General features: G+C 65.1%; 16 protein-coding genes and 1 pseudogene. 4 read left to right on the top strand and 13 right to left on the bottom strand.

Annotated features, from left to right (window positions below; all coding sequences use genetic code 11):
• Window positions 1–133: 133 nt before the first annotated feature.
• The 3 genes from AC628_RS35670 to AC628_RS35660 all read right to left on the bottom strand — a co-directional run bounded on the left by AC628_RS35670 (window position 134) and on the right by AC628_RS35660 (window position 4,148).
• Entirely contained in the window at window positions 134–1,456 is a 1,323-nt protein-coding gene (locus AC628_RS35670) for an HlyD family type I secretion periplasmic adaptor subunit (RefSeq protein ID WP_074131371.1), read from the bottom strand.
• Window positions 1,453–3,204 (bottom strand): type I secretion system permease/ATPase, encoded by a 1,752-nt coding sequence (locus AC628_RS35665; protein WP_074131370.1) that lies wholly within the window; start codon window positions 3,202–3,204, stop codon window positions 1,453–1,455. Before AC628_RS35665 ends, AC628_RS35670 begins: the two co-directional genes overlap by 4 nt.
• A gap of 149 nt (window positions 3,205–3,353) precedes the next feature.
• Window positions 3,354–4,148, bottom strand: coding sequence for an acyl-CoA thioesterase domain-containing protein (locus tag AC628_RS35660; protein WP_074131369.1), 795 nt, complete (start codon window positions 4,146–4,148; stop codon window positions 3,354–3,356).
• 64 nt (window positions 4,149–4,212) lie between these two features.
• On the opposite strand from AC628_RS35660, the pseudogene AC628_RS45915 reads away from it, so the two are divergent.
• Window positions 4,213–4,707: pseudogene (locus AC628_RS45915) on the top strand (LysR family transcriptional regulator); the annotation flags it as partial.
• A gap of 64 nt (window positions 4,708–4,771) precedes the next feature.
• Window positions 4,772–5,167 carry a LysR substrate-binding domain-containing protein gene (locus AC628_RS45910; protein WP_283806734.1) on the top strand — a complete coding sequence of 132 codons (396 nt, stop codon included), beginning with the start codon at window positions 4,772–4,774 and terminating at the stop codon, window positions 5,165–5,167.
• Here AC628_RS45910 and AC628_RS35650 read toward each other — a convergent pair.
• From AC628_RS35650 to AC628_RS35620, 7 genes are all read right to left on the bottom strand, one after another.
• Window positions 5,164–6,141 (bottom strand): ABC transporter ATP-binding protein, encoded by a 978-nt coding sequence (locus AC628_RS35650; protein WP_074131368.1) that lies wholly within the window; start codon window positions 6,139–6,141, stop codon window positions 5,164–5,166. The genes AC628_RS45910 and AC628_RS35650 overlap by 4 nt on opposite strands.
• Window positions 6,138–7,550, bottom strand: a complete 1,413-nt coding sequence (locus AC628_RS35645) for an Asp-tRNA(Asn)/Glu-tRNA(Gln) amidotransferase GatCAB subunit A (RefSeq protein ID WP_074131367.1) — start codon at window positions 7,548–7,550, stop codon at window positions 6,138–6,140. Before AC628_RS35645 ends, AC628_RS35650 begins: the two co-directional genes overlap by 4 nt.
• On the bottom strand, window positions 7,547–7,744 hold the full coding sequence (locus tag AC628_RS35640; RefSeq protein ID WP_074131366.1) for a hypothetical protein: 198 nt from the start codon (window positions 7,742–7,744) through the stop codon (window positions 7,547–7,549). Before AC628_RS35640 ends, AC628_RS35645 begins: the two co-directional genes overlap by 4 nt.
• Window positions 7,741–8,814, bottom strand: a complete 1,074-nt coding sequence (locus tag AC628_RS35635; protein WP_074131373.1) for an ABC transporter ATP-binding protein — start codon at window positions 8,812–8,814, stop codon at window positions 7,741–7,743. Before AC628_RS35635 ends, AC628_RS35640 begins: the two co-directional genes overlap by 4 nt.
• A gap of 189 nt (window positions 8,815–9,003) precedes the next feature.
• Entirely contained in the window at window positions 9,004–9,891 is an 888-nt protein-coding gene (locus AC628_RS35630; protein ID WP_210190303.1) for an ABC transporter permease, read from the bottom strand.
• Window positions 9,892–9,893: 2 nt separating this feature from the next.
• Window positions 9,894–10,847 carry an ABC transporter permease gene (locus tag AC628_RS35625; RefSeq protein ID WP_074131365.1) on the bottom strand — a complete coding sequence of 318 codons (954 nt, stop codon included), beginning with the start codon at window positions 10,845–10,847 and terminating at the stop codon, window positions 9,894–9,896.
• A gap of 167 nt (window positions 10,848–11,014) precedes the next feature.
• Window positions 11,015–12,634 (bottom strand): ABC transporter substrate-binding protein, encoded by a 1,620-nt coding sequence (locus AC628_RS35620; protein ID WP_245321498.1) that lies wholly within the window; start codon window positions 12,632–12,634, stop codon window positions 11,015–11,017.
• Between the two features lie 244 nt (window positions 12,635–12,878).
• Between AC628_RS35620 and AC628_RS35615 the strand changes: the two genes are divergently transcribed.
• The gene (locus tag AC628_RS35615; protein WP_074131363.1) at window positions 12,879–14,486 is read left to right on the top strand and encodes an ABC transporter substrate-binding protein; all 1,608 of its coding nucleotides are present in this window, start codon (window positions 12,879–12,881) and stop codon (window positions 14,484–14,486) included.
• Window positions 14,487–14,649: 163 nt separating this feature from the next.
• Here AC628_RS35615 and AC628_RS35610 read toward each other — a convergent pair whose 3' ends face one another.
• Window positions 14,650–16,884 carry a CHASE2 domain-containing protein gene (locus AC628_RS35610; RefSeq protein WP_074131362.1) on the bottom strand — a complete coding sequence of 745 codons (2,235 nt, stop codon included), beginning with the start codon at window positions 16,882–16,884 and terminating at the stop codon, window positions 14,650–14,652.
• 106 nt (window positions 16,885–16,990) lie between these two features.
• Window positions 16,991–21,145 carry a VCBS domain-containing protein gene (locus tag AC628_RS35605; protein WP_074131361.1) on the bottom strand — a complete coding sequence of 1,385 codons (4,155 nt, stop codon included), beginning with the start codon at window positions 21,143–21,145 and terminating at the stop codon, window positions 16,991–16,993.
• A gap of 594 nt (window positions 21,146–21,739) precedes the next feature.
• Between AC628_RS35605 and AC628_RS35600 the strand changes: the two genes are divergently transcribed.
• Entirely contained in the window at window positions 21,740–22,486 is a 747-nt protein-coding gene (locus tag AC628_RS35600) for a transglutaminase-like cysteine peptidase (RefSeq protein ID WP_074131360.1), read from the top strand.
• 122 nt (window positions 22,487–22,608) lie between these two features.
• Here the strand turns inward: AC628_RS35600 and AC628_RS35595 are convergent.
• On the bottom strand, window positions 22,609–23,687 hold a 1,079-nt coding region (locus tag AC628_RS35595), incomplete at its 5' end, for an ABC transporter substrate-binding protein (RefSeq protein ID WP_074131359.1).

Below are 23,687 nucleotides of genomic sequence, written 5' to 3'. Positions count from 1 at the left end.
TGATCTCAGTCCAGGGCATCGTGCTCTCCCTCGAATCTTTGCAAATCCGATGGAATCACACCCCACTCAGGTCACTCACCCCTTTTTCAGTCAGGCTCTCAGGATGACGGGGTCAATTATCTAGCTCGCCAACTTACTTCTCGCGGAACGAGCGCATGAACTGGTCGCTCAGCGGCTTCATCAGATACGACAGCATGGTGCGGTCGCCGGTCTGGACGAAGGCTTCTACCGGCATGCCGGGGATGATCTTCACCTCGCTGCCGAGGCGCGCCACCTCTTCCGGCGGCATCGAGACGCGGATGGTGTAGTAGCTCTGCCCGGTGCGCTGGTCGGTGTTGACGTCGGCGGAGACGCGGGTGACGACGCCGTTCAGCTCCGGCGTGGTGCGCTGGTTGAAGGCGGAGAGCCGCAGCACGGTCTTCTGTCCGACCTGGAGCTTGTCGATGTCCTGCGGATTGACCTTGGCCTCGACCGACAAGTCATCGGCCCTGGGCACGATCATCATGATGGCATCGCCCGCGGTGACGACACCGCCGACGGTGTGGACGGTCGATTGCAGCACCACGCCGTCCTGCGGAGCGCGGATGTCGATGCGGCGGAGCTGATCTTCGGCGGTCACCTTGCGCTCGACAAACTCGCCGATCTTGTCGTTGGCCTCGCGCAGGTCCTTCGAGACCTCCGAGAGCATATCCTTGTCGACCTGGATGATCTGCAGCTCGGTCTCGGTGATCTTGCCCTTGGCCTGGGCGCGCGATGCAATGTACTGCGCGCGCTCGCCGGAGAGCCGCGCCGCGTCCCGCTCCAATGTCGTCAGGCGGGTGAGCTGCACCAGATGCTGCTCATAGAGCTGGCGGACGCCGACCAGCTCCTGCTGCACCAGCGCGATCTCCTTGTCCTTGGAGGTTTCCTGCGCCTGCAGGCCGGCGATTTCCTCGTTGAGCTGGGTGACGCGTTCGCGCAGCTGCGCCTTCTGGCCGGCGCGGCCGTTGACCCGGACCTCGAACAGCTTGGTTTCGCTCGCCATGATATCGCGTACGTCGGGATCCCTGGCCTGCTCGGTGATCTGCGGCGGAAACACGATCTTGTCGACGCCCTGCTGCTCGGCCTGGAGCCGGGCCGCGCGCGCATAGAGGCCGTTCAGCGTCTTGACCACGATCGCAAGGCTCGCCTTCACGACGGTCTCGTCGAGCCGCACGACGACATCGCCCGCCTTCACCGTGTCGCCGTCGCGCGCCAGGATTTCGCCGACGACGCCGCCGGTCGGATGCTGCACCTTCTTGACGTTGGTATCGACCACCACGGAGCCCGGCGCGATCAGCGCACCCGAGATCGGCACCGTCGCCGCCCAGCCGCCGACGCCGCCGCCCAGCACCAGCACCACGGCGAGGCCGACCACGAGGTGCTTCCTGATCGAAGCATGTGCGTTGCGCGGTTGATCGGTCAGGCGGCCGCTCATGACTTGGCCGCCCCCGCATCGGCGACGATCTTGATCGGCGTGGGCACCGGCGGGGCGGCGCGCTGCAGCACCTGCGCCAGCACGGTTTCCTTCGGCCCGAAGGTCTGCATGCGGCCGTCCTTCAGCACCAGCAGCTGGTCGACGCCCTCGATGCCGATCGGCCGGTGCGCGACCACGATGACGACGGCGCCGCGCTCGCGGGCGCCACGCACCGCGCGGGTCAGCGCCTCGTCGCCTTCGCTGTCGAGGTTGGAGTTCGGCTCGTCCAGCACGATCAGGAACGGACTGCCGTAGAGCGCGCGCGCCAGCGCCACGCGCTGCGCCTGGCCGGCAGAAAGCGCAGTGCCCTGCTCGCCGACCTGGGTGTCGTAGCCCTCGCGCATCTTGATGATCATCTCATGCACGCCGGCCTCCTTGGCCGCCGCGATGATACCCTCGGACTTGGCCTCGGGATCGAACCGGCAGATATTCTGCGCGACCGTGCCGGCGAACAGTTCGACATCCTGCGGCAGGTAGCCGACATGGCGGCCGAGTTCGTCCGACGACCACTGATCGAGCGCGGCGCCGTCGAGCCGCACCTTGCCGCGCGCCGGCACCCAGACGCCGACCAGCGCCCGGATCAGCGACGACTTGCCGGACCCGCTCGGGCCGATCACGCCGACGCCGCTGCCGGCTTCGACAGCGAAGCTGACGTCCTGCACGATGGGGCGCTGGTCGCCTGGCGCGACCATGGTCACCGCCTCGACCGTGAGCTTCTTCTCCGGCGCCTGCAGCAGCGTCTGCTCCGGCCGCGCCGGAATCTGCTGCAGCAGGCGATTGAGGCGCTGCCAGCTCTGCCGCGCGGCGACGAAGCTCTTCCAATGCGCGATCGCAAGATCGACCGGCGCCAACGCCCGCGCGCTCAGGATCGAGCCGGCGATGATAATGCCGCCGGTGGCCTCCTGGTGGATCACGAGATAGGCGCCGACCGCGAGCACGGCCGACTGCAGCATCATGCGCAGCACCTTGGCGACCGCACCGAGCCCGCCGGTGACGTCGCTGGCACGCTGATTGCCGGACAGATACTCCTCGTTGGCCTCGTTCCAGCGCTTGTTCATGCGCCCGGCCATGCCCATCGCCACCAGCACTTCGGCATTGCGGCGGCTGGAGGCGGCGAGATCGTTGCGCCGCGCTGCGAGCGACATCGCTTCCCTGGCCGGCGTGCGCGACATGTATTCGGTGATCAAGGTCAGCGTCACCAGGATGATGGCACCGACCAGCGCCGTGACGCCGAGCAACCAGTGGAACGCGAAGCAGATCAGCATATAGAACGGCAGCCAGGGCAGGTCGAAGAACGCGCCGGGGCCCATGCTGCCGAGGAAGGAGCGCACATTGTCGAGGTCGCGCAGCGGCTGCAGGCCCTCGCTGCGATTGCCCGCCAGCAGCGGCAGCCGCACGATGGTATCGAACACCCGCGCATTGAGCGCCTCGTCGAGCGAGGTGCCGACGCGGCCGAGGATTCGTCCGCGCAGCAGATCGAGCACGCCCTGGGCGATGTAGAGCACGGCCGCGATGACGACGAGACCGACTAGGGTCGGAACGCTGCGGCTCGGCAGCACGCGGTCATAGACCTGCAGCATGAACATCGAACCTGTCAGATACAGCAGGTTGATCATGCAACTGATGAGACCGACGCCGATAAAGGCACTGCGGCATGCGCGCAGCGCCTCAGCCAGTTCGGAACGCCGGACAGCGGGCGCGACTGCCATGAAAAACGATCTCTGCAAAACAAAAGAGCTACGTGATCACCACGTTGTATAGACGTTTGCGACCACCGTCCATTTCAAGTCGCGCGGAGCAGAGCACGGTTCGCCAGCTATTTTTGTGATCCCACAGACAGTTGACGGAATAATTAGGGTTAACCGGCCGCGGAACCTTGGCCTGAGCCGGCGGCGCTTCCCGGAAAGGGCACGAGAATGACCGACATCGAGACCCGGCCGATCTCGCCATCGACATCGAGCAACACCCCGCTGCCGACACCAAGCCCGGCCTCCGGGCGCCAGCGGGCGTCGGCGCGAACGCCGATCCACGCGCTCCGCGGCGGCCTGAACAGCTGCACCGCGAGGTTCGGATTGGGATCGGCCACCACGTTCTGCACCGGGCGCGCGATGCCGTGGGTCCAGTCGGCCGGACCGAGCACCCGCGCCAGCGGCCCGGCATCCGCAATCACGTCATGATGCATGCGAAACCAGGCCACGTCGCCGCCGGCCCGGGCCTCCATCGCGTCCATGAACCAGCTGCGGCCATGGACAGCGTGCAGGCTGCGCAACGGAAAGCGCATGGGATCGACCGGGTCGGCTGCGCTGCAGTGAAAGCCGGGAATCTCGACCGCACGTTCGCGCGACAAGGTCACCCGCACGGTCGCACAGGGCTGCGCCTCACCTGCCGGCCAGAGCGTGTTGTCGACGACGCTGACCCGGCCGCCTTCGGTCACGACCGTCACTTGCGTACGCAACTCCGCCATTGGTGTCGGCCGCAGGAACCAGGCCGACGCCGAGATCGCGGTGCCCCAATTGCGCGCATTGGCCATGGCCTCGACCTCGGCGGTCAGGAGGCTCGCGACCGCGCCGCCCTGAAGGCCAGCGAAAGGCCCGGCCGCCAGCGCGGCGGGCCTCCAGTGATGCGGGGTTGCTGTAGGTTCGAAGATGGCCAAGGCCAGTAGTCCTAAAGGTGAGCGGGATTGAGCGTTCGGCCAATCTGATCCAAGAATAGCGGCCATGACAAAAGGCCATTCATCACTCGAGGTGAACAGGATTCACCCATTGGATGCCCCCGATCCGCGGGTCATCCCGCCGCTTGCGGCGCTGCTCGCCTTCGAGCGCGCCGCCACACAGCTCAGCTTCCGCCGCGCCGCCCGCGACCTGTCGCTGAGCCCGTCGGCGATCAGCCACCAGATCCGCGGGCTGGAACAACAGTTCGGCACCAGGCTGTTCGTCCGCGGCGCGCGTTCGGTGCGGCTGACCGCGGACGGCGAACGCTACCTTGCAAAAGTGTCGGTGGCGCTGGCGACGCTGGACGAGGCGAGCCGCGACATGCTTCGGCGACGCGGCGAGACCGGCGGGGAACTGTGGATCAGCTCACTGCCGTTCTTCACCAGCGCGGTGCTGCTGCCGGCGCTGCCGGAATTCAAGCGTCGCCATCCACAACTGACGCTGCGGATCGAGGCCACCCATCAATATGCCGACTTCAACAGCTCCCGCGTCGACGTCGCGGTCCGCTACGGACGGGAACATGCCTCCGGGCTGAGGGTCGAGCCGCTGGTCCAGGTCAGGGGAATTGCCGGTCTGCACGCCGGCGCTGGTCAAGGCAGGGCTTCGGACGCCCGCAGACCTGTCGCGCGAGGTGCTGATCCACGTCACGACGCAACCGCGGGCGTGGCCGGCCTGGCTGAAGGAGGCCGAGCTGCCGCATCTCGCCCCGCGCGGGCATCTGTGGCTCGACAGCGTGCCGGCGATGTTGGAGGCGGCCGAGCACGGGCTCGGCGTCGCGCTCGCCATGGCGCCGCTGATCAGGGCGCGGCCTGGCTTCGGCAAGAAGCTGGTGGCGCCGTTTGCATTCGAGCCCACGCACAGCGAGACGATCTATCTGGTCTCCCGCACCGAGCAGGCCCGCGACCGCCGCATTGCGGCGGTGCGGCGCTGGATCGCTGATGCGGTGGCGCGCGCGAGCTAGACCGTGGCGGGCACGGGCTCTGCCAGGACGCAGCGTGCCTGGTGGCCGGGCGCGACTTGCACGTTGGGCGGCAGGCTTTCACTGCAGCGCGGTTCGGCGAACTTGCAGCGTGGTGCGAAGGAGCAGCTGGCCGGCGCGTGGTCGAGCGACGGCGGCGTGCCCGGAATGGTCTCGAGCCGCTGGCCGCGCATCGCGCCGTGAATGGTCGAAGCCAGCAAGCCCTTCGCATAAGGATGCACCGGCGTGCGGACGATATCGCGCAAGGCGCCCTGCTCCACGATCTGCCCGGCATACATCACCGCGACGCGGTCGCAGATCTCGATGGCGACGCCGATGTCATGGGTGACGAAGATGACAGACATGCCGAACTCGCGCTGCAATTCACGCAGCAGCAGCAGGATCTGGATCTGCACCGTGGCATCGAGCGCCGTGGTCGGCTCGTCCGCGAGCAGTATCTTCGGCTTGCAGGCCAGCGCCAGCGCGATCATAGCACGCTGGCGCATGCCGCCCGACATCTCGTGCGGATAGGATTCCAAGCGCCGCTTCGCCGAGGGGATCCGCACCACTTCGAGCATCTCGAGCGCGCGGGCCGTGGCCTCGCGCTCGCTCTTGCCCTCGTGACGCATCACCGTCTCGGCGATCTGGCGGCCGATGGTGTAGACCGGATCGAGCGCCAGCGCCGGCTCCTGGAAGATCATCGAGACGGCCTGGCCGCGGAATGCGGACAGCGCCTCATCATCCATCGCCAGCACCTCCCGGCCCAGCACTTTCACGCTGCCGGAGATCTGGGTGCGTTTCCGCGGCAGCAGCCGCATCAGCGCGCGCAAGGTCACGCTCTTGCCCGAGCCGGACTCGCCGAGCAGCCCCAACACCTCGCCCTCGCCGAGCTGCAGGCTGAGATCGTTCACGGCATGGACCGTGCGATCGCCGGTGAAGCGGATGTTGAGGTTGTCGATCTCGACGAGGTTGGTCATGCGAGCTTGGGAACCCTGGCGTGGAAATCGGTCGCGCGCTGGAAGCCGGCGCCGATCCGAAGCAAGGTGGCTTCCTCGAAGGAGCGGCCGATCAGCTGCATGCCGACCGGCAGACCCGCCTTGGTAAAGCCCGAGGGAATCGAGAGCGACGGCAGGCCGAGATAGTTGACCGGCCGGGTGAACCGCGTCAGCCGCTGGATCACCGCTTCCGCGCCCGGACCGTTGCCGACATCGCTCTCGGCGATGGTCGGCGCCGGCACCGGGGCCGACGGCGCGATCACGGCATCGACACCGCTAACCGCCGCGTTGTGCGCGGCGAGCGCGGGGCCGCGCCAGCGCATCGCCTCGAGATAGGTGACCGCCGGAATCGTCAGGCCATTCTGCAACCGCATCAGGACCTGCGCGCCGTAATCCTGCGGCCGCTCGATCATCCAGCGCTTGTGGAGCGCCGCGGCCTCGACCGCGAGCACCAGTTGCGACGCGGCGCTGAGCTGGCGCTGATCTGATAGCTCGACCTTGACGATCTCGGCGCCTTCCTTCTTCAGCGTCGCCACCGTCTCATCGAGGATGCGCGCCACCTCAGGATCGAGGTCGTCGACATAGAACGCGGTCGGGACGCCGATCTTGAGACCCTTCAGCGACTGCCTGGTCGCAGCCATGTAGTCCGGCACCGGCTGTGTCGACGCGGTGAGATCCTCGGGATCGGCGCCGGCCATCAGGCCGAGCAGCAACGCGCAGTCCTCCGCGGTCTGCGCCAGCGGACCGACGGTATCGAGCGACTGCGACAGCGGCATCGCGCCGGCGCGGCTGACGCGGCCAACGGTCGTCTTCAGGCCGGTGACGCCGCAGAAATGCGCCGGCATGCGCACCGAACCGCCGGTGTCGGAGCCGAGCGCGGCGAAGGTGAGTCGCGCGGCGACTGCCGAGCCCGAGCCCGACGACGAGCCGCCAGTGATGTGCTCGGTGTTCCAGGGATTGCGCACCGGGCCGTAATGCACGTTGTGGCCGGTCGGCCCGTAGGCGAACTCGACCATCTGCAGCGAGCCGAGCCGGACCTGTCCGGCATCCTTCAGCCGCTGCAACGCCGTGGCTGTTGTCTTCGGCACGAAATCGCGGCGGATCAGCGAGCCGCAGGTCACGACCTTGCCGGCCTCGTAATACATGTCCTTGTGCGCCAGCGGCACGCCGTGCAGCGCGCCGCGGCTGCTGCCCTTGGCGAGCGCGGCATCAGCCTCGGTTGCGGCCGCAAGCGCCTGTTCGGATTCGACCGCCATATAGGCATTGAGCCGCGGCTGCCACTCGGCGATCCGGTGCAGCACGGCGCGCGTCACCTCATGCGAGGAGACCTTCTTGTCGGCAATCGCCTTGGCGACCGCGGTCAGCGTCATCAGGGCCGGATCAGAGCTCATTTCGACACCTTTGCGATCTGCGCCAGCAGGAAGCTCGCGGGTTCGAGGTCGAAGGGCAGCGTGCCGGAGATCGGCGCGAAGCCGTCGAATGCGGGTCCGATCGAATTGGCGATGCGGGTGGCGGTGTCGTCGTCAGCGGGCACGTCGGCCACGTGCGCGATCACCTTGACGTCCTTGGGAGTGGGTCTGGTCATACCGCGTTTTCTCCTTTTGCTTTTGCCAGCGCGCGGCTGTGCCCCGAGCCAGGAATGGCCATGAAGCACGCCGCTTGATGGCCCATTGTATCGAGATCGCTGAGTTTTGGCGTGTCGTTTGCGCAGAGCGGCTCCGCAAACGGACAACGGGTGTGAAACCGGCAGCCCGACGGCGGATCGATCGGATTGGGCGGGTCGCCGGAGATCGGTGGCACCTCGGTGCGCCTGTCGGGATCGGATGACGGCATCGCCGCCAGCAGCGCGCGGGTATAGGGATGCGCCGGCGCGTCCCAGACCGCATCGACCGGACCGAGCTCGACGACTTCGCCGAGATACATCACTAGCACGCGGTCGGAGATGTAGCGCACGACGTTGAGATCGTGGCTGATGAAGAGATAGGTCAGGCCGAATTCGCGTTTCAAATCGGCGAGCAGATTGAGCACCTGCGCCTCGACCGATTTGTCGAGCGCGGACACCGCCTCATCGAGGATCACGAGCCGCGGCGACAGCGCGAGCGCGCGGGCGATATTGACGCGCTGGCGCTGGCCGCCGGACACTTCATGCGGATAGCGGTTGCCGAAAATCTCCGGCCGCAGGCCGACCTTGCCGAGCAGCTCGCGCGCCAGCGTCCGTGCCGTGTCATCGGCCATGCCGTGGACTTTCGGTCCGAAGGCAATGGACTCCTCGATGGTGAGGCGCGGATTGAGCGAGGCGTAGCTGTCCTGGAACACCATCTGCACGCCGCGCCGCAGATCGCGCAGCGAGAGCGACGGACCGACCTGCCTTCCATCATAGATGATGTCGCCGGCATCGCGCGTCATCAAATGCATCAACAGTCGCGCCGTGGTCGACTTGCCGCAGCCGGATTCGCCGACGATGCCGACGGTCTCGCCCTTCATCACCGCAAAGCTGACGTCGTCGACTGCGCGCACGGTCTTACGCGGGCTGAACAGCCCGCCGCGCACCGGGAAGTGCTTGGTCAGCCCCTTGACCTGCAATAGCGGCTGCGCGGCACCGCCGATGTCGGCGACCGGCTCCAGCATGTCGATTGGAGTTGTTGTATCGATCATGTCGAGCACGCGGAGATTACCTCTCCCCACCGGGGAGAGGTCGGCGCGTAGCGCCGGGTGAGGGCCTTAGGTCTCACGAGAGGGCGTAACCCCTCACCCAGATCGCATCTAACGATGCGATCTGACCTCTCCCACAAGGGGAGAGGTGAACCGTCGTTGCGGGGAGAGGTTGCGAGTATGGTCATCGCACTAGTTCCTGATGTCCATGGCGCTGCGCATGCCGTCACTGAGCAGGTTGAAGCAGATCGAAACCGCGAAGATCATCGCACCCGGCAGCGCCGCGACCCATGGGTTGACATAGATCGCGGTGCGCAGCGTGTTCAGCATCAGGCCCCATTCCGGCTCCGGCGGCTTGGTGCCGAGCCCGAGGAAGGAGAGACCGGCGGCGAGGATCATCGACACCGAGATCAGGCCGGTGGCGTAGACGAAGATCGGGCCGAGCACGTTGCCGAGCATGTGCACCCGCATGATGGTGAAGGGACCGGCGCCGGAGGCGCGCGCCGCCTCGACGAAATCCATGTTGCGCACGCCCGTGGTGACGCTTTCGGCGACCCGGGTGATCTGCGGCACGAACACGATGGTCAGCGACACGATCGAATTGGTGATGCCGGCGCCGAGCGCGCCCGAGATCGCGATCGCCAGCAGCACCGACGGAAAGGCGTAGAACACATCGACGGTGCGCATGATCGCGGTGTTGAGCTTGCCGCCGACATAGCCGGCGACGAGGCCGAGCGAGGTGCCGATCACGAAGGCGAAGATCACCGGCAGGATGCCGATCACCAGCGACAGCCGTCCGCCATAAATCAGGCGCGCCAGCATGTCGCGACCGAGTTCGTCGGTGCCAAGCGGATAGCCCGGCGTGCCGATATGGCGGAGACGACGGATCATCGAGCCCTGATAGGGATCCGCGAGATGCAGCCACGGTGCCAGCAGCGCCGAGGCAAAGATCAGCACCAGGATGATGGCGCAGGCCATGCTGACCTTGTCGCGCCGGATGCGGCGCGCAACCGTCGCCCAGTAGCCGCGCGCCTTGCTCGCCGGTGAGGCCTGCAATGCAGTATCCGACATCGCACTCATGGTTAGCTCCGCTTGATGCGCGGATCGATCGCGGCCTGCGCGATGTCGACCAGGAGATTGAGCAACACGAAGAACAGCGCCAGCACCAGGATCGTGCCCTGCAGCAGCGGCAGATCGCGCTGGAAGATCGCCGAGTTGAGCAACAGGCCCGAACCCGGCCAGGAGAACACCGTCTCGATCAGGATCGAGCCGCCGAGCATGTAACCAAGCTGCAGTCCCATCACCGCAAGCGCGGTCGGCGCCGCGTTCTTGATGACGTGACGGAACACCTCGGTCTCGCGCAGGCCCTTGGCGCGCAGCGCTTCGACGAAGTCCTGACTCAGGATGTCGCCGGTCAGCGCACGCACCGTGCGGGTGACGATGCCCATCGGGATCACCGAGGTGGTGATCGCCGGCAGCACCAGATAGCGCAGGTGCTCCCAGTCCCACGCCCAGGCGCCGGAGCCGCCCGGCCCGGCGCCGACCGCAGGCAGCCAGTTGAGCTGGACCGAGAAGATGATAACCAGCACCATGCCGAGCCAGTAATGCGGCAGCGAGACGCCGGCGATGGCAATTGACGTCGCGACCTTGTCGACCCAGGTGTCGCGGAAATAGCCGGCGATCAGCCCGAACAGCAGGCCGAGCGTGAAGCCGATCATCGCAGCCGCGATCGCTAGCATCGCGGTGTTTCCGACCGCGCGCATCACCTCCGACAGGACGGGCCGCCCAGTCGCGATCGAATTGCCGAGATCGCCATGGATCGCGCGCCATAGCCACAGACCGAATTGCACGGGCAATGGACGGTCGAAGCCATAGGCTGTGCGCAGTTGCGCGGCGAGCTCCTGCGAGGCGTCGGCCGGCAGCACCGCGACCAGGGGATCGCCGGGCGTGATGTGCACCAGGAGGAAGCACACCAGCGCGACGCTGAGCACGATCGGAATGACGTAGACGATCCGTCTGGACGTATAGGCGAGCACGAGACTACCTGACGCTTTTGAGCGTAACGAGATGCGAGGGCTCCCCTCCCCCTTGTGGGGAGGGGTTGGGGAAGGGGGTGGCCGCGAGGTCGGTGGGTGTGGCTACCCCCCTCCCTACCCCTCCCCCACAAGGGGGGAGGGAACGAGATAGCGTGCCGAGCTGCTGCTCACGGCGCGACCGTGACCGGCGAGAAGTCGACGAACCAGCTCTTCGGCTGCACGAAGCCCTTGATCTTCGGGCTCATCGCGCGCGGTGCGACGTCGTGGGCGACATACAGGAATGCCGCGTCGTCGACCGAGGCCGCATGCAGCTCGGCGAGCGCCGCGTCGCGCGCCGCCGGTTCGAAGGTCTGGCGGGCCTTCTTCACGAGCTCGTCGAACTTCGGATTGTTGTTGAAGCCCCAGTTGTTGGAGACAGGCGGCGCCATGCCCGACTGCAGGAAGCGCACCAGCGCGAAGAACGGATCCATCGCCGCATAGGTGACGTTGATCGCGTTCGAGCCGTTGGCCGACGGATCCTTGGTGCCGCGCCGCCAGTTGGTGAACAGCGTGTTCCACTCGATGACGTCGAGCTGCACGTCGAAGTAGCACTCGGCCAACGCCTGCTGCAGATACTCGTTCATCGGCAGCGGCAGCATCTGGCCCGAGCCGGACGCCGAGGTCTGGATCTTGACCACGAGCTTCTTGTTCGGACCGAAACCTGCCTCCTGCATCAACTTCTGCGCGGCCGGCTTGTCGTACTTGATCTGGAACGTCGGGTTGCCGCGCCAGGGATGTCCGGGCTCAAACGTGCCGGTCGCCGGCACCATCAGTCCCGCGAGCAGGCCGTCGCGCAGTCCTTCGCGATCGATGCAGAGATTGGCGGCCTTGCGGACGCGGATGTCATTCCACGGCGAGCCCTCGACGCGGGAGAACTGCCACGGCCAGACGTGCGGCTCCTCGTTGGAATAGAGATTGAAGCCACGCTGCTTGATCTCGGGCAACGCATCCGGCGCCGGTGCCTCGATCCAGTTGACCTGCCCCGACAGCAGCGCCGCGGTGCGCGCATTGGCTTCCGGCATCGGCAGCAGCACCATCTTGTCGGTCTTCGGCACCCGCGCCTTGTCCCAGTACTTCTCGTTCTTCACCAGCTCGAGCCGCTCGCGCGGGGTGAAGCTCGACATCTTCCAGGGGCCGGTGCCCGACGCGTCCTTGGCGAACGCGGCCCATGCGGCCTGCGACTTCGCCTTGGCGTCGGCACCTTCCTCCTTGTCGTAGAATTGCTGCCACTTGGCCGGGCTCGCCATGAACAGATTGGTGAGATTGATCGGCAGAAAGCTGTCGGGCTCCTTGGTGGTCAGCTCCACCGTCATGTCGTCGATCTTGCGCGCCGAGACCAGGGTCGGCATGCGCGAGGCGGTCACGCCGACCTGGCTGGCGTCATATTGCGGCGCGTCCTGCTTCAGCACCTTGTCGACATTCCAGACCACCGCGTCGGCGTTGAACGGCGAGCCGTCGTGAAACACGACGCCAGGACGCAGCTTGAACACCCACTTGGTCTTGTCGTTGTCGTCGACCTTCCACTCGGTGGCCAGGCCCGGAATCATCGCACTCGCCTTGTCCGACGAGGACAGGTCCCACATCGTCAGCGCGTCATACATCGTCAAGCCGGTGAAGCGATTGCCCTCAAAACCCTGGTCGGGCTGGCCGAGCGTGCGCGGAATGTCGGCAGCGGTCATGCCAATGCGCAGCACGGTCTCGGCGCCGGCGATCGCCGGCACACAAGTGGCCATCGCAAGCGCCAGCATGATCGCCGTCGCATTGGTCTTCCTGTTACGCATCTGAGCAACCCCTTCGAAGTCTGGTGACGTTTTTGGTGATTATTTCTTGGGCAAGGGTATGCAATGCCTGTGCCAAGGGGAATAGTTGTTCAGCAAAATACCGTTGGGCGCGTCATTTCTTCCCACTTCGCACCGCAGCGGCGCGAAGCTGCCTATTCTGGCATCATGCTTGCTTGATTTGGCTCCGACTTCCCACCAACGGAGCCTTCATATGCGCGCGCGCAATTCGATCCTGATGGCGGCAATGGCGTTCGCCCTGACCGCGGGCTGGCCGGCGATATCAGCGCAGGCAGAGTCCATTGTGCGCTACGGCATTTCGATGGCCGACATTCCGCTGACGACCGGCCAGCCCGATCGCGGCGCCGGCGCCTATCAGTTCACGGCCTACACGATCTACGATCCGCTGGTCGCCTGGGAGATGGACGTTGCCGACCGGCCGGGTAAACTGGTGCCCGGGCTTGCGACCGAATGGAAGGTCGACGACAGCGACAAGACCAAGTGGCGCTTCACGCTGCGCAAAGGCGTGAAATTCCACGACGGCAGCGACTTCAATGCCGACGCCGTGATCTGGAATCTCGACAAGGTGCTGAACGACAAGGCGCCGCAATTCGACAAGCGGCAGAGCGCGCAGGTGAAGACCCGCCTGCCCTCGGTCGCGAGCTACGCCAAGATCGACGACTTCACCGTCGAGATCACCACCAAGACGGTCGATTCCTTCTTCCCCTACCAGATGCTCTGGTTTCTGGTCTCGAGCCCCGCGCAATATGAGAAGCTCGGCAAGGACTGGGACAAGTTCGCGAGCCAGCCCTCCGGCACCGGTCCGTTCAAGCTGACCAAGCTGGTGCCGCGCGAACTCGCCGAACTGACCAAGAACCCCGACTATTGGGACAAGAAGCGGCTCGCAAAGGCCGACAAGCTGATCCTGATCCCGATGCCGGAAGCCCTGACCCGCACCAACGCATTGCTCGCCGGGCAGGTCGATTTGATCGAAACGCCGGCGCCCGACGCCGTGCCGCAGCTCAAGGCCGCCGGCATGAGGATCGTCGACAACGTGACGCCGCATGTCTGGAATTATCACTTAAGCGTGCTGCCGGGCTCGCCATGGACCGACATCCGCCTGCGCAAGGCGCTCAACCTTGCGATCGACCGCGACGCGGTGGTCGGCCTGATGAATGGTTTGGCGAAGCCGGCCAAGGGCCAGGTCGACCCGTCGAGCCCGTGGTTCGGCAAGCCGACCTTCGAGCTGAAATACGACCTCGCGGCCGCGAAAAAGCTGGTGGAGGAAGCCGGCTATTCCAAGGACAAGCCGCTCAAGACGACCTTCATCATCGCCCAGGGCGGCACCGGGCAGATGCTGTCGCTACCGATGAACGAATTCCTGCAGCAGAGCTTCAAGGAGATCGGCATCGATATCGATTTCAAGGTCGTCGAGCTCGAGACGCTGTATTCGCACTGGCGCAAGGGCGCGGCCGACGAGATGAACGCCGGCATCACCGCCAACAACATCGCCTATGTCACGTCGGACCCGCTCTACGCCATCGTGCGGTTCTTCCATTCCGGCCAGGTGGCGCCGACGGGCGTCAACTGGGGCGGCTACAAGAATCCGAAGGTCGACGCGCTGATCGACGAGGCCAAGCAGACCTTCGACAGCGCCAAACAGGATGCGCTGCTGGCGCAGGCCCACGCACTGATCGTCGACGATGCCGCGCTGGTCTGGGTGGTGCACGACACCAATCCGCATGCGCTGTCGCCCAAGGTGAAGACCTTCGTGCAGGCGCAGCACTGGTTCCAGGATCTGACGCAGATCGGATTGGAGTAGATCTCCCCATCGTCGTCCCGGCGAAGGCCGGGACCCATAACCACCGATGTGCGTTGTTAAAAAGCCGTCTGGCCGCCTGCCCATTGCGCCGGCCACGGCGTATGGGTCCCGGCTCCCGTGCGCAATCGCGCACTAGGCCGGGACGACGACGAATGTGCGGCGCCTATTTCGTCGTCAAAGCGAAGGCGCCGTCCCAATCGTCCGGCGGCGGCTCCTTCTGGAAGGCACGGATGCGCGCCTCATAGAGGCGGTAGAGATATTGCAGCGTCTGGGCCTCGTCGGTCTTGCGGCCGCGCTCGATCGCAGCGAGTGCGCCATCCCAGTCGCGGCTGCGGTAACAGGCTAGCATCTCGATGGTCAGGTTGCGCAACCGCTGGAAGCGGCCGGACCCGGCGACGTCTTCGCGGCCGGCAATCGCATAGATCACCTCGGGCTCCTTCTTGCCCTTGACCATGATGAAGTCGAGCTCGAGGATCGCGAACTTCTCCTTCACGGCAAGCGCGGTCTTCGATCCCACGATGATCGGGAAGCCGTACTCCTTGGACTGCCCTTCCAGCCGCGAGGCCAGATTGACGCTGTCGCCGAACACCGAATAGTCGAAGCGCACGTCGGAGCCCATATTGCCGACCACGCAGGTGCCGGTGTTGAGACCGACACCGATGTTGAGCGGCACATAGACATGGCCGCCGTCCTTGGCCTCCTGCTCGCGCGCACGGTTGAGGTCGTCGACGCGCTCCAGCATGTCGAGCGCAGCGTCGCAGGCGTTGAGCTGATGCTGCTTGTCGTCGAGCGGCGCATTCCAGAACGCCATGATGGCGTCGCCCATATATTTGTCGATCGTGCCCTTGTGGGCGAGGATCGCGTTGGAAAGCGGGGTGAGGAAGCGGTTCATCAGCGCCGTGAGGCCCTGCGGATCGCGCTTGTAGGTTTCCGAGATCGTGGTGAAGCCGCGCATGTCCGAGAACATGATGGTCATCTCGCGCTCCTCGCCGCCGAGCACGAGCCGCTCCGGCGACTGCGCCAACTGCTCGACCAGCGCCGGCGACATGTACTGCACGAATTGCGACCTGATCTGCCGGCGCTGCTGCTGTTCGCGCACGAAAGCCGAGAAGATCAGCGTGAGATAGATCGCCGTGGTCGACATCAGCGGATAGGTGAAATCGATCAGGAGCCGGTGCTGGGAATAGAAATACCAGGACGTGCCGGTCAGCACCGAGGCGAACATGCCGCCGACGATGACCAACGTGATCGGCCCGAATTTCGGCGCGAAGGCGATGACCAGGAGCCCCATGATCATCGCAGCGAGGAATTCGATGGCGATGCCGTAGCTCGGCTGCGAAACGACGTCGCCGGTGAGCGCGCTCTCCAGCACCTGGGCATGAACCTCGACCCCGGGCATGGCCGGCGTCACCGGCGTGGTCTTGATGTCGTTCAACCCGACCGAGGAGGTGCCGATCAGGACCAGCTTGCCGGCAATCCTGTCCGGCGGGACTCGCCCATCCAGCACATCGACGGCCGAGACATAGATCGAGGGGTCGCGGCGGGCGTAATGGATCCAGAGCTGGGCGTATTGATCGGTCGGGATCGCAAACCCTTTGATGCCGAGGCTCTGGATGCCGCCCTTGTCGGCCTTGATCAGGATGGTGCCGGAGCCGCTCGCCACGCGCAGCATTTCGAACGTCAGCGACGGCATGGTGACGCCCTGCGCGACCATCATCATCGGCACCCGCCTGACGATGCCGTCGCGTTCCGGCCTGATCGTGAACAGGCCCCGCCCGGCGGCGGCCTCCTCGAGCACCGGCACGTTGCGCAACAATCCCGGAAACTGGAACATGAACTGCTGCGGCTCCTCGCCGAGCATCGCAAGCCCGGTGACCGGCAGCTTTTCGTTGAGGTCGGCCCGCACATTGGGACCGCCGGATTCGCCCAGCACCACGCGCGAGTTCTTGATGGCGTCGGCGAAAATGCTGTCGTTGCTCGGCAGCTGTCGCAGCCTGGCGCGCATCTCCTCGTCGAGGCTGCTGAACGTATCGGCCGCGATATCGGGATTAAGACGGTCCGGCTCGGAGAACACCGCGTCGAACGCGATCACCACGGCGCCGAGCCGGGTGAGATTGATGACGATGTCGGCGAGCCGTGTCCGCGGCCACGGCCACTGCCCGAGCCGGGGATCGGCGAGGCTCTTCTCGTCGATATCGACGATGGTGACGGGGCGCGCGGTCTTCTGGCGGGGTTCGAGCACCTGGAAGGTGTCGAACGTCCTGACGCGGATCTCCTGCACCGGAGCCGGATCCATGGCCCGCAGCGCGGCAAAGCCGACCAACAGCGCCACGCAGGCCAGCCGCGCATAGCCGAAGCGCCGTCCGAACCACCTTCGTATCGCCTTCAGCCGTTTCATGCCGTCTGGATATCACGCGCGGAGGGTTGTTCCAATCGAGCAGGCATGCGCGGTGCACAATGAGCCGGCCGGGCGCGCCGCCGACGGCGGCTCGGCCGGGTAGCCGTCACGTGACGTGAAGCAGGAAGTCGTTGTGGCCGAGCGCCGCGGGGCTGACGTTGCGCAGCGTGATGGTATCCGCGCTGTCGATCGTGATCAGCGTATCGGCCGCGTTGGTCGGCGACTGCGCGGCATGCTGGCTGATCCACGTATCGACACTGCTGGTCGACACCACCGCGGTGAGGTCGATATGGTCGACGCCGGGCTTGAAGTTCAGGATCGTGTCGTGGTTGAAGTTCGGTGCGAACACGAACTGGTCCTGATAACCCGCCGTCCCGAACAACACGTCCTTGCCGACAGTGCTGGTCAGGGTCACCGGCGCGGTCGGATTTTGCTGGACGTTGAAGATCAGGTTGACCGTGTCGCTCGCGCCGTTGCCGTCGGTCACCGAGAGCGTGACGGTGTCAGTCTGCGCGGTGCCGGGGTGATAGGTGAGAGCCGACGATGCCAGCGCAGCGTTGATATCGGCCAGGTGACCCGTTTGCGCCGGCGGCGTCACGCTGCTGCCCGAACCGACCGTCGTCGCCGCCATCAAGAAATTCTCGGTGGCCGTCGCGTCGACATCCGTGACGGTGAGGCCGGAGATCGTGTCGGTCCCGTTTGGATTTTCGGTGATGCTGATGTTGTCGGTATGGATCACGGGCGCATCGTTGGCGCCGATGACGTCGACCGTGAGTGTCGCCGTTCCGACGGCGCCATGCGCATCGATCGTCTCGACGGTGAACGTGTCCGCGTAAGTCCCCTTGGCCAGCGCATTGATCGCGGCGGCGTCGGGAACATAGCTGTAGGTGCCGTCCGGGTTGACAGTGAGCAGGCCGTAGAGACCCGATATCTGCGTGACCGCGGCGTGGTCGGAATTGAGGGCGGCATAGGTCAGCGTTGCCGTCTCACCGTCGTCGACGTCATGGCCGTGCAGCGTGCCGGTGAGCGGGCTGAACGTGTCATAGGCGGCGGTGTCGGTGAGCGTGCCGGCATTGACGTCGGCGAGCGTCGGCGCGTCGTTGGCGCCGTTGATCGTGATCGTCACGGGCGTGTTGACGACGCCGCCATGATGATCGTCGACCTGGATCGTGTAGGTCAGCGTCAACGTCTCGCCGGCGGCGAGGTAGTCGAAATTCTTGTCCGCGGCCGAGAACGTCCAGGCCTGCGATCCGGTCAGCCCGCCGGTCGAATCCGTCAGCGTCCCCAGCGAAAGCCAGTTCAGGATGGTGGACTGGTCCTCGGGCAGGCCCGTGGTCGCTCCGGCTTCGGCGACGCCGGTGATGGTCATCGTGTGGGTGTCGCTGAGGTCCACATCGGTGAAGGTCACAGTGCCCGATGCGCTGTCCGGCTTGGATGAGCCCGTGGTGTCGGGCTGCTCGGCGATGGTGGCCGTCTGCGCCTCCGACGTGACCGTCGGCACGTCATTGCTGCCGGTGATCGTGATCGTCACCGGCTGGCTGACCACACCGCCATGATGGTCGTCGACCTGGATCGTGTAGGTCAGCGTCAGCGTCTCGCCGGCGGCGAGGTAGTCGAAATTCTGGTCCGCGGCCGAGAAGGTCCAGGCCTGCGATCCCGTCACGTGGCCGGTCGAATCCGTCAGCGTCCCCAGCGACAGCCAGTTCAGGATCGTGGACTCATTCTCAGGCAGGCCCGTGGTCGTCCCGGACTCGGTCACACCTGTGATGGACACGGTGTGGGTGTCGCTGAGATCGACGTCGGCAAAGCCCACCACGCCCTGGGCCACGTCCGGCTCGGATGAACCCGTCGTGTCGGGTTGCTCGGCGATGGTGGTGGTCTGGGGCGCGGCGGTGAAGGTCGGGACGTCGTTGGTGCCCGTGATGGTGATCGTGACGGGCTGGGTGACGACGCCGCCATGATGGTCGTCGACCTGGATCGTATAGGTCAGCGTCAGCTTCTCGCCCGAGGCGAGATAATCGAAACTCTTGTCCGCAGCCGAGAACGTCCAGACATTGGATCCGGTCACGCCGCCGGTCGAATCCGTCAGCGTCCCCAGCGAGAGCCAGCTCAGGATCGTCGCCTGATCGGGGAGCCCGGACGTGACTCCTGTTTCAGTGACGCCGGCCACGGTGACGCTGTGGGTGTCGCTGAGATCGACGTCGGTGAAGGTCACCGTGCCGGACGCGGTATCTGATATCACCGAGCCGGTCGTGTCCGGGACTTCGGTGATGGCGGCGGCCTGGGTCGGCGACGTGATCACCGGCATGTCATCCGTGCCGACGATCGTGATCGTGACCGGGACCGTGACGACGCCGCCATGCTGGTCGTTGATCTGGATCGTGTAGGTCAGCGTCAGCGTCTCGCCGGCGGCGAGATAATCGAAACTCTTGTCAGTTGCCGAGAACGTCCAGGCGCGCGATCCCGTCACGCCATCGGTCGAATCGGTCAGCGCGCCGAGCGACAGCCAGCTCAGCACGGTGGCGTGGTTGGTCAGTCCGGCGGTGAAGCCCTCCGCGGTGACGCTGGTGATGCTGACCGTGTGCGTGTCGGTCAGATCTGCATCGGTGAACATGACCGTGCCGTGCGCCGTATCCGGAGCGGCGGAGTTCGTCGTCCAAGGCAGTTCGGTGATCGATCCGACCTGCGCCGCGGATGTCACGACCGGCGTGTCGTTGGTGCCGGTGATCGTGATGGTGATGGTCTTGAACGCAGTCTCATTGCTCGGCGCATAGTTGTTGTCGACGCGCACCAGATAGGTCAGCGTCAGGGTCTCGCCGGCGGCAAGGAAGTCGAAGTCGCCGTCGGCAAGGCTGTAGGTCCAGGTTGCCGAACCGACGTTGGTGTTCAGCGGACTGGGATCGAGCTGCAACGGAATCTCGACGGCCTGGATGGCCGCCAGTTGCGCCGCCGTCAGCGACGATGTGACGTCGTTGCCGCCGGCGTCGCGGTAGCTGGACGCACTGAAATTGACCACGGCAGTCGGCTTGTCGCCAAGGTTGACGTCCGTCCATGTGATCTGGCCGGTCACCGTGTCGGGCAGCCCGCTATGGGTCTGCCCGGCGAGTTCGGTGAACGTCCCGTTCTGCGTCACGACATGCGGCGCACCGGGAGCGTGGTCGGGCTTCGCAGAAGGGGCCTGTGGCCCGGCATTGCCGGTCAGGGCCAGCAGGAAGCTTGTCGGCAGGATCACGTCGCCGGTCGCGAATTTGAGGCCGATCGTGACCGGGACGACGCTGTCCGTGAAGTTCGTCGTGAGCTTGGTGTTGGGATTGTTGTTGTCGGTGAACTTCAGCGCGAAGACGTCGGAGATCAGCTTCTGCGCATCGGTCGACAGTTGCGCCGACGAGACGAAGCTGACGCTGCCTTGGCCGTTGACGATGGTCTGGGTGCCGGCCTGATCGACGGTTGCGATCGGATTGAGCGTCGTCTTGTCGAACAGGATGTAGGAGCCGGTGGTGCCGTCGGGCTCGACCAGCACCTGGAATTTGGCCGGGGGCACGCCGCCCGAGCCCTGCACGTCGAAATCGATCTCGACCAGCACGGCGGTGCCGCGGATGCCCATGGTCGCGACCGGCGTATCGACCTTCATGTCGCCATGCTTGGCGGTGGCGCCGGCGACGAACGAGATGGTGCCCGAGACGAGGCTCATCAGCGACGAATTGCTCGACCCGTTCGGGTCGTAGATCATCTCGTTCAGCACCATCTTGGCGTTCGGTCCGAGACCGAACACGGTGCCGTCGATGAAAGTGATGCCGAGCGTGGAGTCGCCGCCGGACTGCACCACGTCACCCTTGTTGACGTTGTCGCCCTGGTTCAGGACGATCGCGACGCCGTTGCGGACGGCGGTGGCGCTGCCCGTCAGCTTGGTGACATGGCCGATGACCTTGGCCGGCTCCGCCGCGCCGCCCGCCTGGGCATATTGGGTGTAGCCGGTGAGCGCGTTGACGAGAGCGCCGGTGAGATGCGCGCCTTCAGGCGATGCAAGCGTCGCGCGCTTCTCACCCTTGAAATAGTCGTGCAGGACGAGCTCCCGATCGTCCTTCGAGATGACGAGATCGAGCCCGGTCCGCTTGAAGTCGCCGGTGAACAGCAATTGCCCGTCGTCGACCGTGATCGCGCCAGGCGGAGCATTCGAGGTAACGCTTTCGGCGTATACCGATCCGCGGGCATAAGCGTCCGCGCTCGGCAAATGGCCGTCGAATTTCTCGACAAAGTTCACTGCGGATCACCGCACGCGGGTTAGTATTGGTAAAATATCCGAATGATTACGCCTGCATATCATCGGATAAAGCTTGGCGAAACCATCCTTTGCTTTCGCAAGGTGCTCTGGTCGCGCGGTTTGAGCGGATGTGACTTGGCTCACTCTCACATGAGTCGTGTATTCCGAACTTGCCTGACGGTACCATGAGATGGGATTTGAGCCAAGATGGGTAGTGAGCCACGTATTCGTGGTATTGACTGGCATTTCTGTACTTGCCTTTATTTCCCCGCAGCCCCGAGAGGGCATTTGACCCGATTTTTCCGGCTAATGCTGTGACTTGGCTTACAAATCGCAGCTATCCCGTGCGCGGACCGGCCGGGTTAACCAGTAGGCAAGGATGAGGCGCTTCGCGGTGGAAAAAGGTTCGCCGGTTCGTTTCACAAACCGGTAAAGTTTTCGGGACCCGGACCACGCGCCCTTTAGCGTCCGGCCCGGTTTCCCCACATCTTAAGTCGATTCGAAGGGATCGCTGGTCATGCTCGCGGCATGAAACGATCCGGTCGCGTGTGCGGTGTAGTGTCCACCCGCCGATGAGCGGACAGGGGGTGTCACATGGGATTCTCGCTTCGCTCGTTTGCGCTGCGCTCCGTCATGTTGGGCTTCGGCCTGGTTCTGGCCGCGCCAATTGCCGAGCTTAATGCCGCCTCGCTGCTGTCGCCCGGCCCGGCGACCCTGCTCAGACAGTCAACTGAGCCGTTCGGCCTCGCGACCAGCCTGCTCGCGGGCGGCGGCCTGCACGACAAATGGCTCGGCGTGCAGCGCCAGCTTGCCGATGAGCTGGTGCAGCTCGCAGCCTGCGAGCGCGACCGCGCGGGGTGTGCATCGCCCGAGGCGCTGCGATTCCTGGCGATCGTCGATGCCGGTCGCGCGCGCAACGGCCGCGCCCGGCTCGGCGAGATCAACCGCGCCATCAATCTGGCGATCCGCCCGGGCAGCGATCTCGCGACCTACGGCGAGCCCGACGTCTGGGCCACGCCACTCGCCACCTTCGCGCGCGGCAGCGGCGATTGCGAGGATTATGCGATTGCCAAGTTCGTGGCGCTCGCTAAGGCCGGCGTCGCGCCGGAGGATTTGCGTATCGTGGTCATGCACGACCTATTGGGCGGCGAAGACCATGCCGTGGTCGCGGCGCGGCTCGACGGCCACTGGCTGACACTCGACAACCGCCGCATGGCGATGATCGAGGACGCCGACATCAGGAGTTTCCGGCCGACCTTCGTGATCGACCAGAACGGCGTCAGCCGTTATGTCGATGCGCCGCCCGTCACCGAGGCGGCGTGGCGGCCGGCGGCGCGGTGAATTGAACCGAACGTTTCAAACACATTCCGTCATTGCGAGCGAAGCGAAGCAATCCATCCTTCCGCGGAGGGATGGATTGCTTCGTCGCTTTGCTCCTCGCAATGAGGGTTGGCGTCGACGGCTCAGAACATCAGATTGTCCTTCACCAGAACCCAGCGGCCGCCCTTGACCTGTTGCACCTGGGTGATGGTGTTGGCGAGATGATCCGTCTTGGAGAACTTGGTCGGCGGCGAGCTGAAGATATCGAGGAACTTGTCGCCTGACTCCAGCGCATCGAGCATCTTCTGGCCGGTGAGATCCTTGCCCGCCTTCTGGGCGTAGAAGGCAAACGTCATCACCGCATTGTAGCCGATGATCGCCTGGGTGTTGGCGTCAGAGTTGAACATCTTCTTGTAGTTGACCAGCCAGTCCTTCACCTTGCCCTTGGCCGTGTCCTCGTAGGGAATCTCGAAGCCTGACGCTGCGTAGAGGCCCTCGACGGCTTCCTTGCCGAGCGCCGGCACTTCAAGCACGTTGGTCGGCGTGGCGCCGAGGAAGGTCACATCCCAGCCGAGCTTCCTCGCCTCGTTCATCGCGCCGATGGTCTCGCGGATCACGGTGCCGAGCACGACGAGGTCGCAGCCGTCGGACTTCATCTTGGCGACCTGCGCCGAGAAATCGGAGGCACCGCGCTTGTAGCTCGTGATCGAGGCGGGCTGCACCTTCATCGCAGCGAGCTGCTGATTGAAGCCATCGAGCACGTTCTTACCGTACTCGTCGTCCTGGTGCATGATGCAGGGCTTCTTGAAGTTCTTCCAGTCCATCATGTATTTGAGCGCGGCGCGCGTGCTCTCGACATAGGGCAACAGGTTGTTGAACTTGAGCCGCTCCTGCGGCTTGGCGGGATCGAACTTGAAGGTGAATTCGGCCGCGGTTAGCGGGAACAGCTGCAGTACGCCGGCGTCGAACAGGATGTCCTGCGCAGCGAGCACGGTCGGCGAGCCCATCGGACCGATCATCGCGAAGACCTTGTCGCGCTCGACCATCTTCTGCGAGGCCAGCACGGCCTTCTTCGGGTCGTAGCCATTGTCCTCCAGGATCATCTTGATCTTGCGGCCGTTGATGCCGCCGCTGGCGTTGATCTCCTCAACCGCCATCTTCATGCCGTTCGACACCGGAACGCCCCAGACCTTGATCGGGCCGGACAAATCCTGATGCGTTC

Origin of the sequence: Bradyrhizobium sp. NAS96.2 (assembly GCF_001908235.1) — a bacterium.
GTDB lineage: Bacteria > Pseudomonadota > Alphaproteobacteria > Rhizobiales > Xanthobacteraceae > Bradyrhizobium.
Note: the sequence above shows the minus strand (reverse complement) of the source record. Positions and strands in the feature narration are given on the sequence as shown.

Bases quoted from the DNA above. Each gene is read 5' to 3' on its own strand.
- AC628_RS35640 (WP_074131366.1), bottom strand. From the start codon at position 7,744: ATGACCAGACCCACTCCCAAGGACGTCAAGGTGATCGCGCACGTGGCC.
- AC628_RS35600 (WP_074131360.1), top strand. From the start codon at position 21,740: ATGGGATTCTCGCTTCGCTCGTTTGCGCTGCGCTCCGTCATGTTGGGC.
- AC628_RS35620 (WP_245321498.1), bottom strand. From the start codon at position 12,634: ATGCTGGCGCTTGCGATGGCCACTTGTGTGCCGGCGATCGCCGGCGCC.
- AC628_RS35665 (WP_074131370.1), bottom strand. From the start codon at position 3,204: ATGGCAGTCGCGCCCGCTGTCCGGCGTTCCGAACTGGCTGAGGCGCTG.
- AC628_RS35650 (WP_074131368.1), bottom strand. From the start codon at position 6,141: ATGACCAACCTCGTCGAGATCGACAACCTCAACATCCGCTTCACCGGC.
- AC628_RS35615 (WP_074131363.1), top strand. From the start codon at position 12,879: ATGCGCGCGCGCAATTCGATCCTGATGGCGGCAATGGCGTTCGCCCTG.
- AC628_RS35630 (WP_210190303.1), bottom strand. From the start codon at position 9,891: ATGAGTGCGATGTCGGATACTGCATTGCAGGCCTCACCGGCGAGCAAG.
- AC628_RS35635 (WP_074131373.1), bottom strand. From the start codon at position 8,814: ATGATCGATACAACAACTCCAATCGACATGCTGGAGCCGGTCGCCGAC.
- AC628_RS35610 (WP_074131362.1), bottom strand. From the start codon at position 16,884: ATGAAACGGCTGAAGGCGATACGAAGGTGGTTCGGACGGCGCTTCGGC.
- AC628_RS35645 (WP_074131367.1), bottom strand. From the start codon at position 7,550: ATGAGCTCTGATCCGGCCCTGATGACGCTGACCGCGGTCGCCAAGGCG.
- AC628_RS35670 (WP_074131371.1), bottom strand. From the start codon at position 1,456: ATGAGCGGCCGCCTGACCGATCAACCGCGCAACGCACATGCTTCGATC.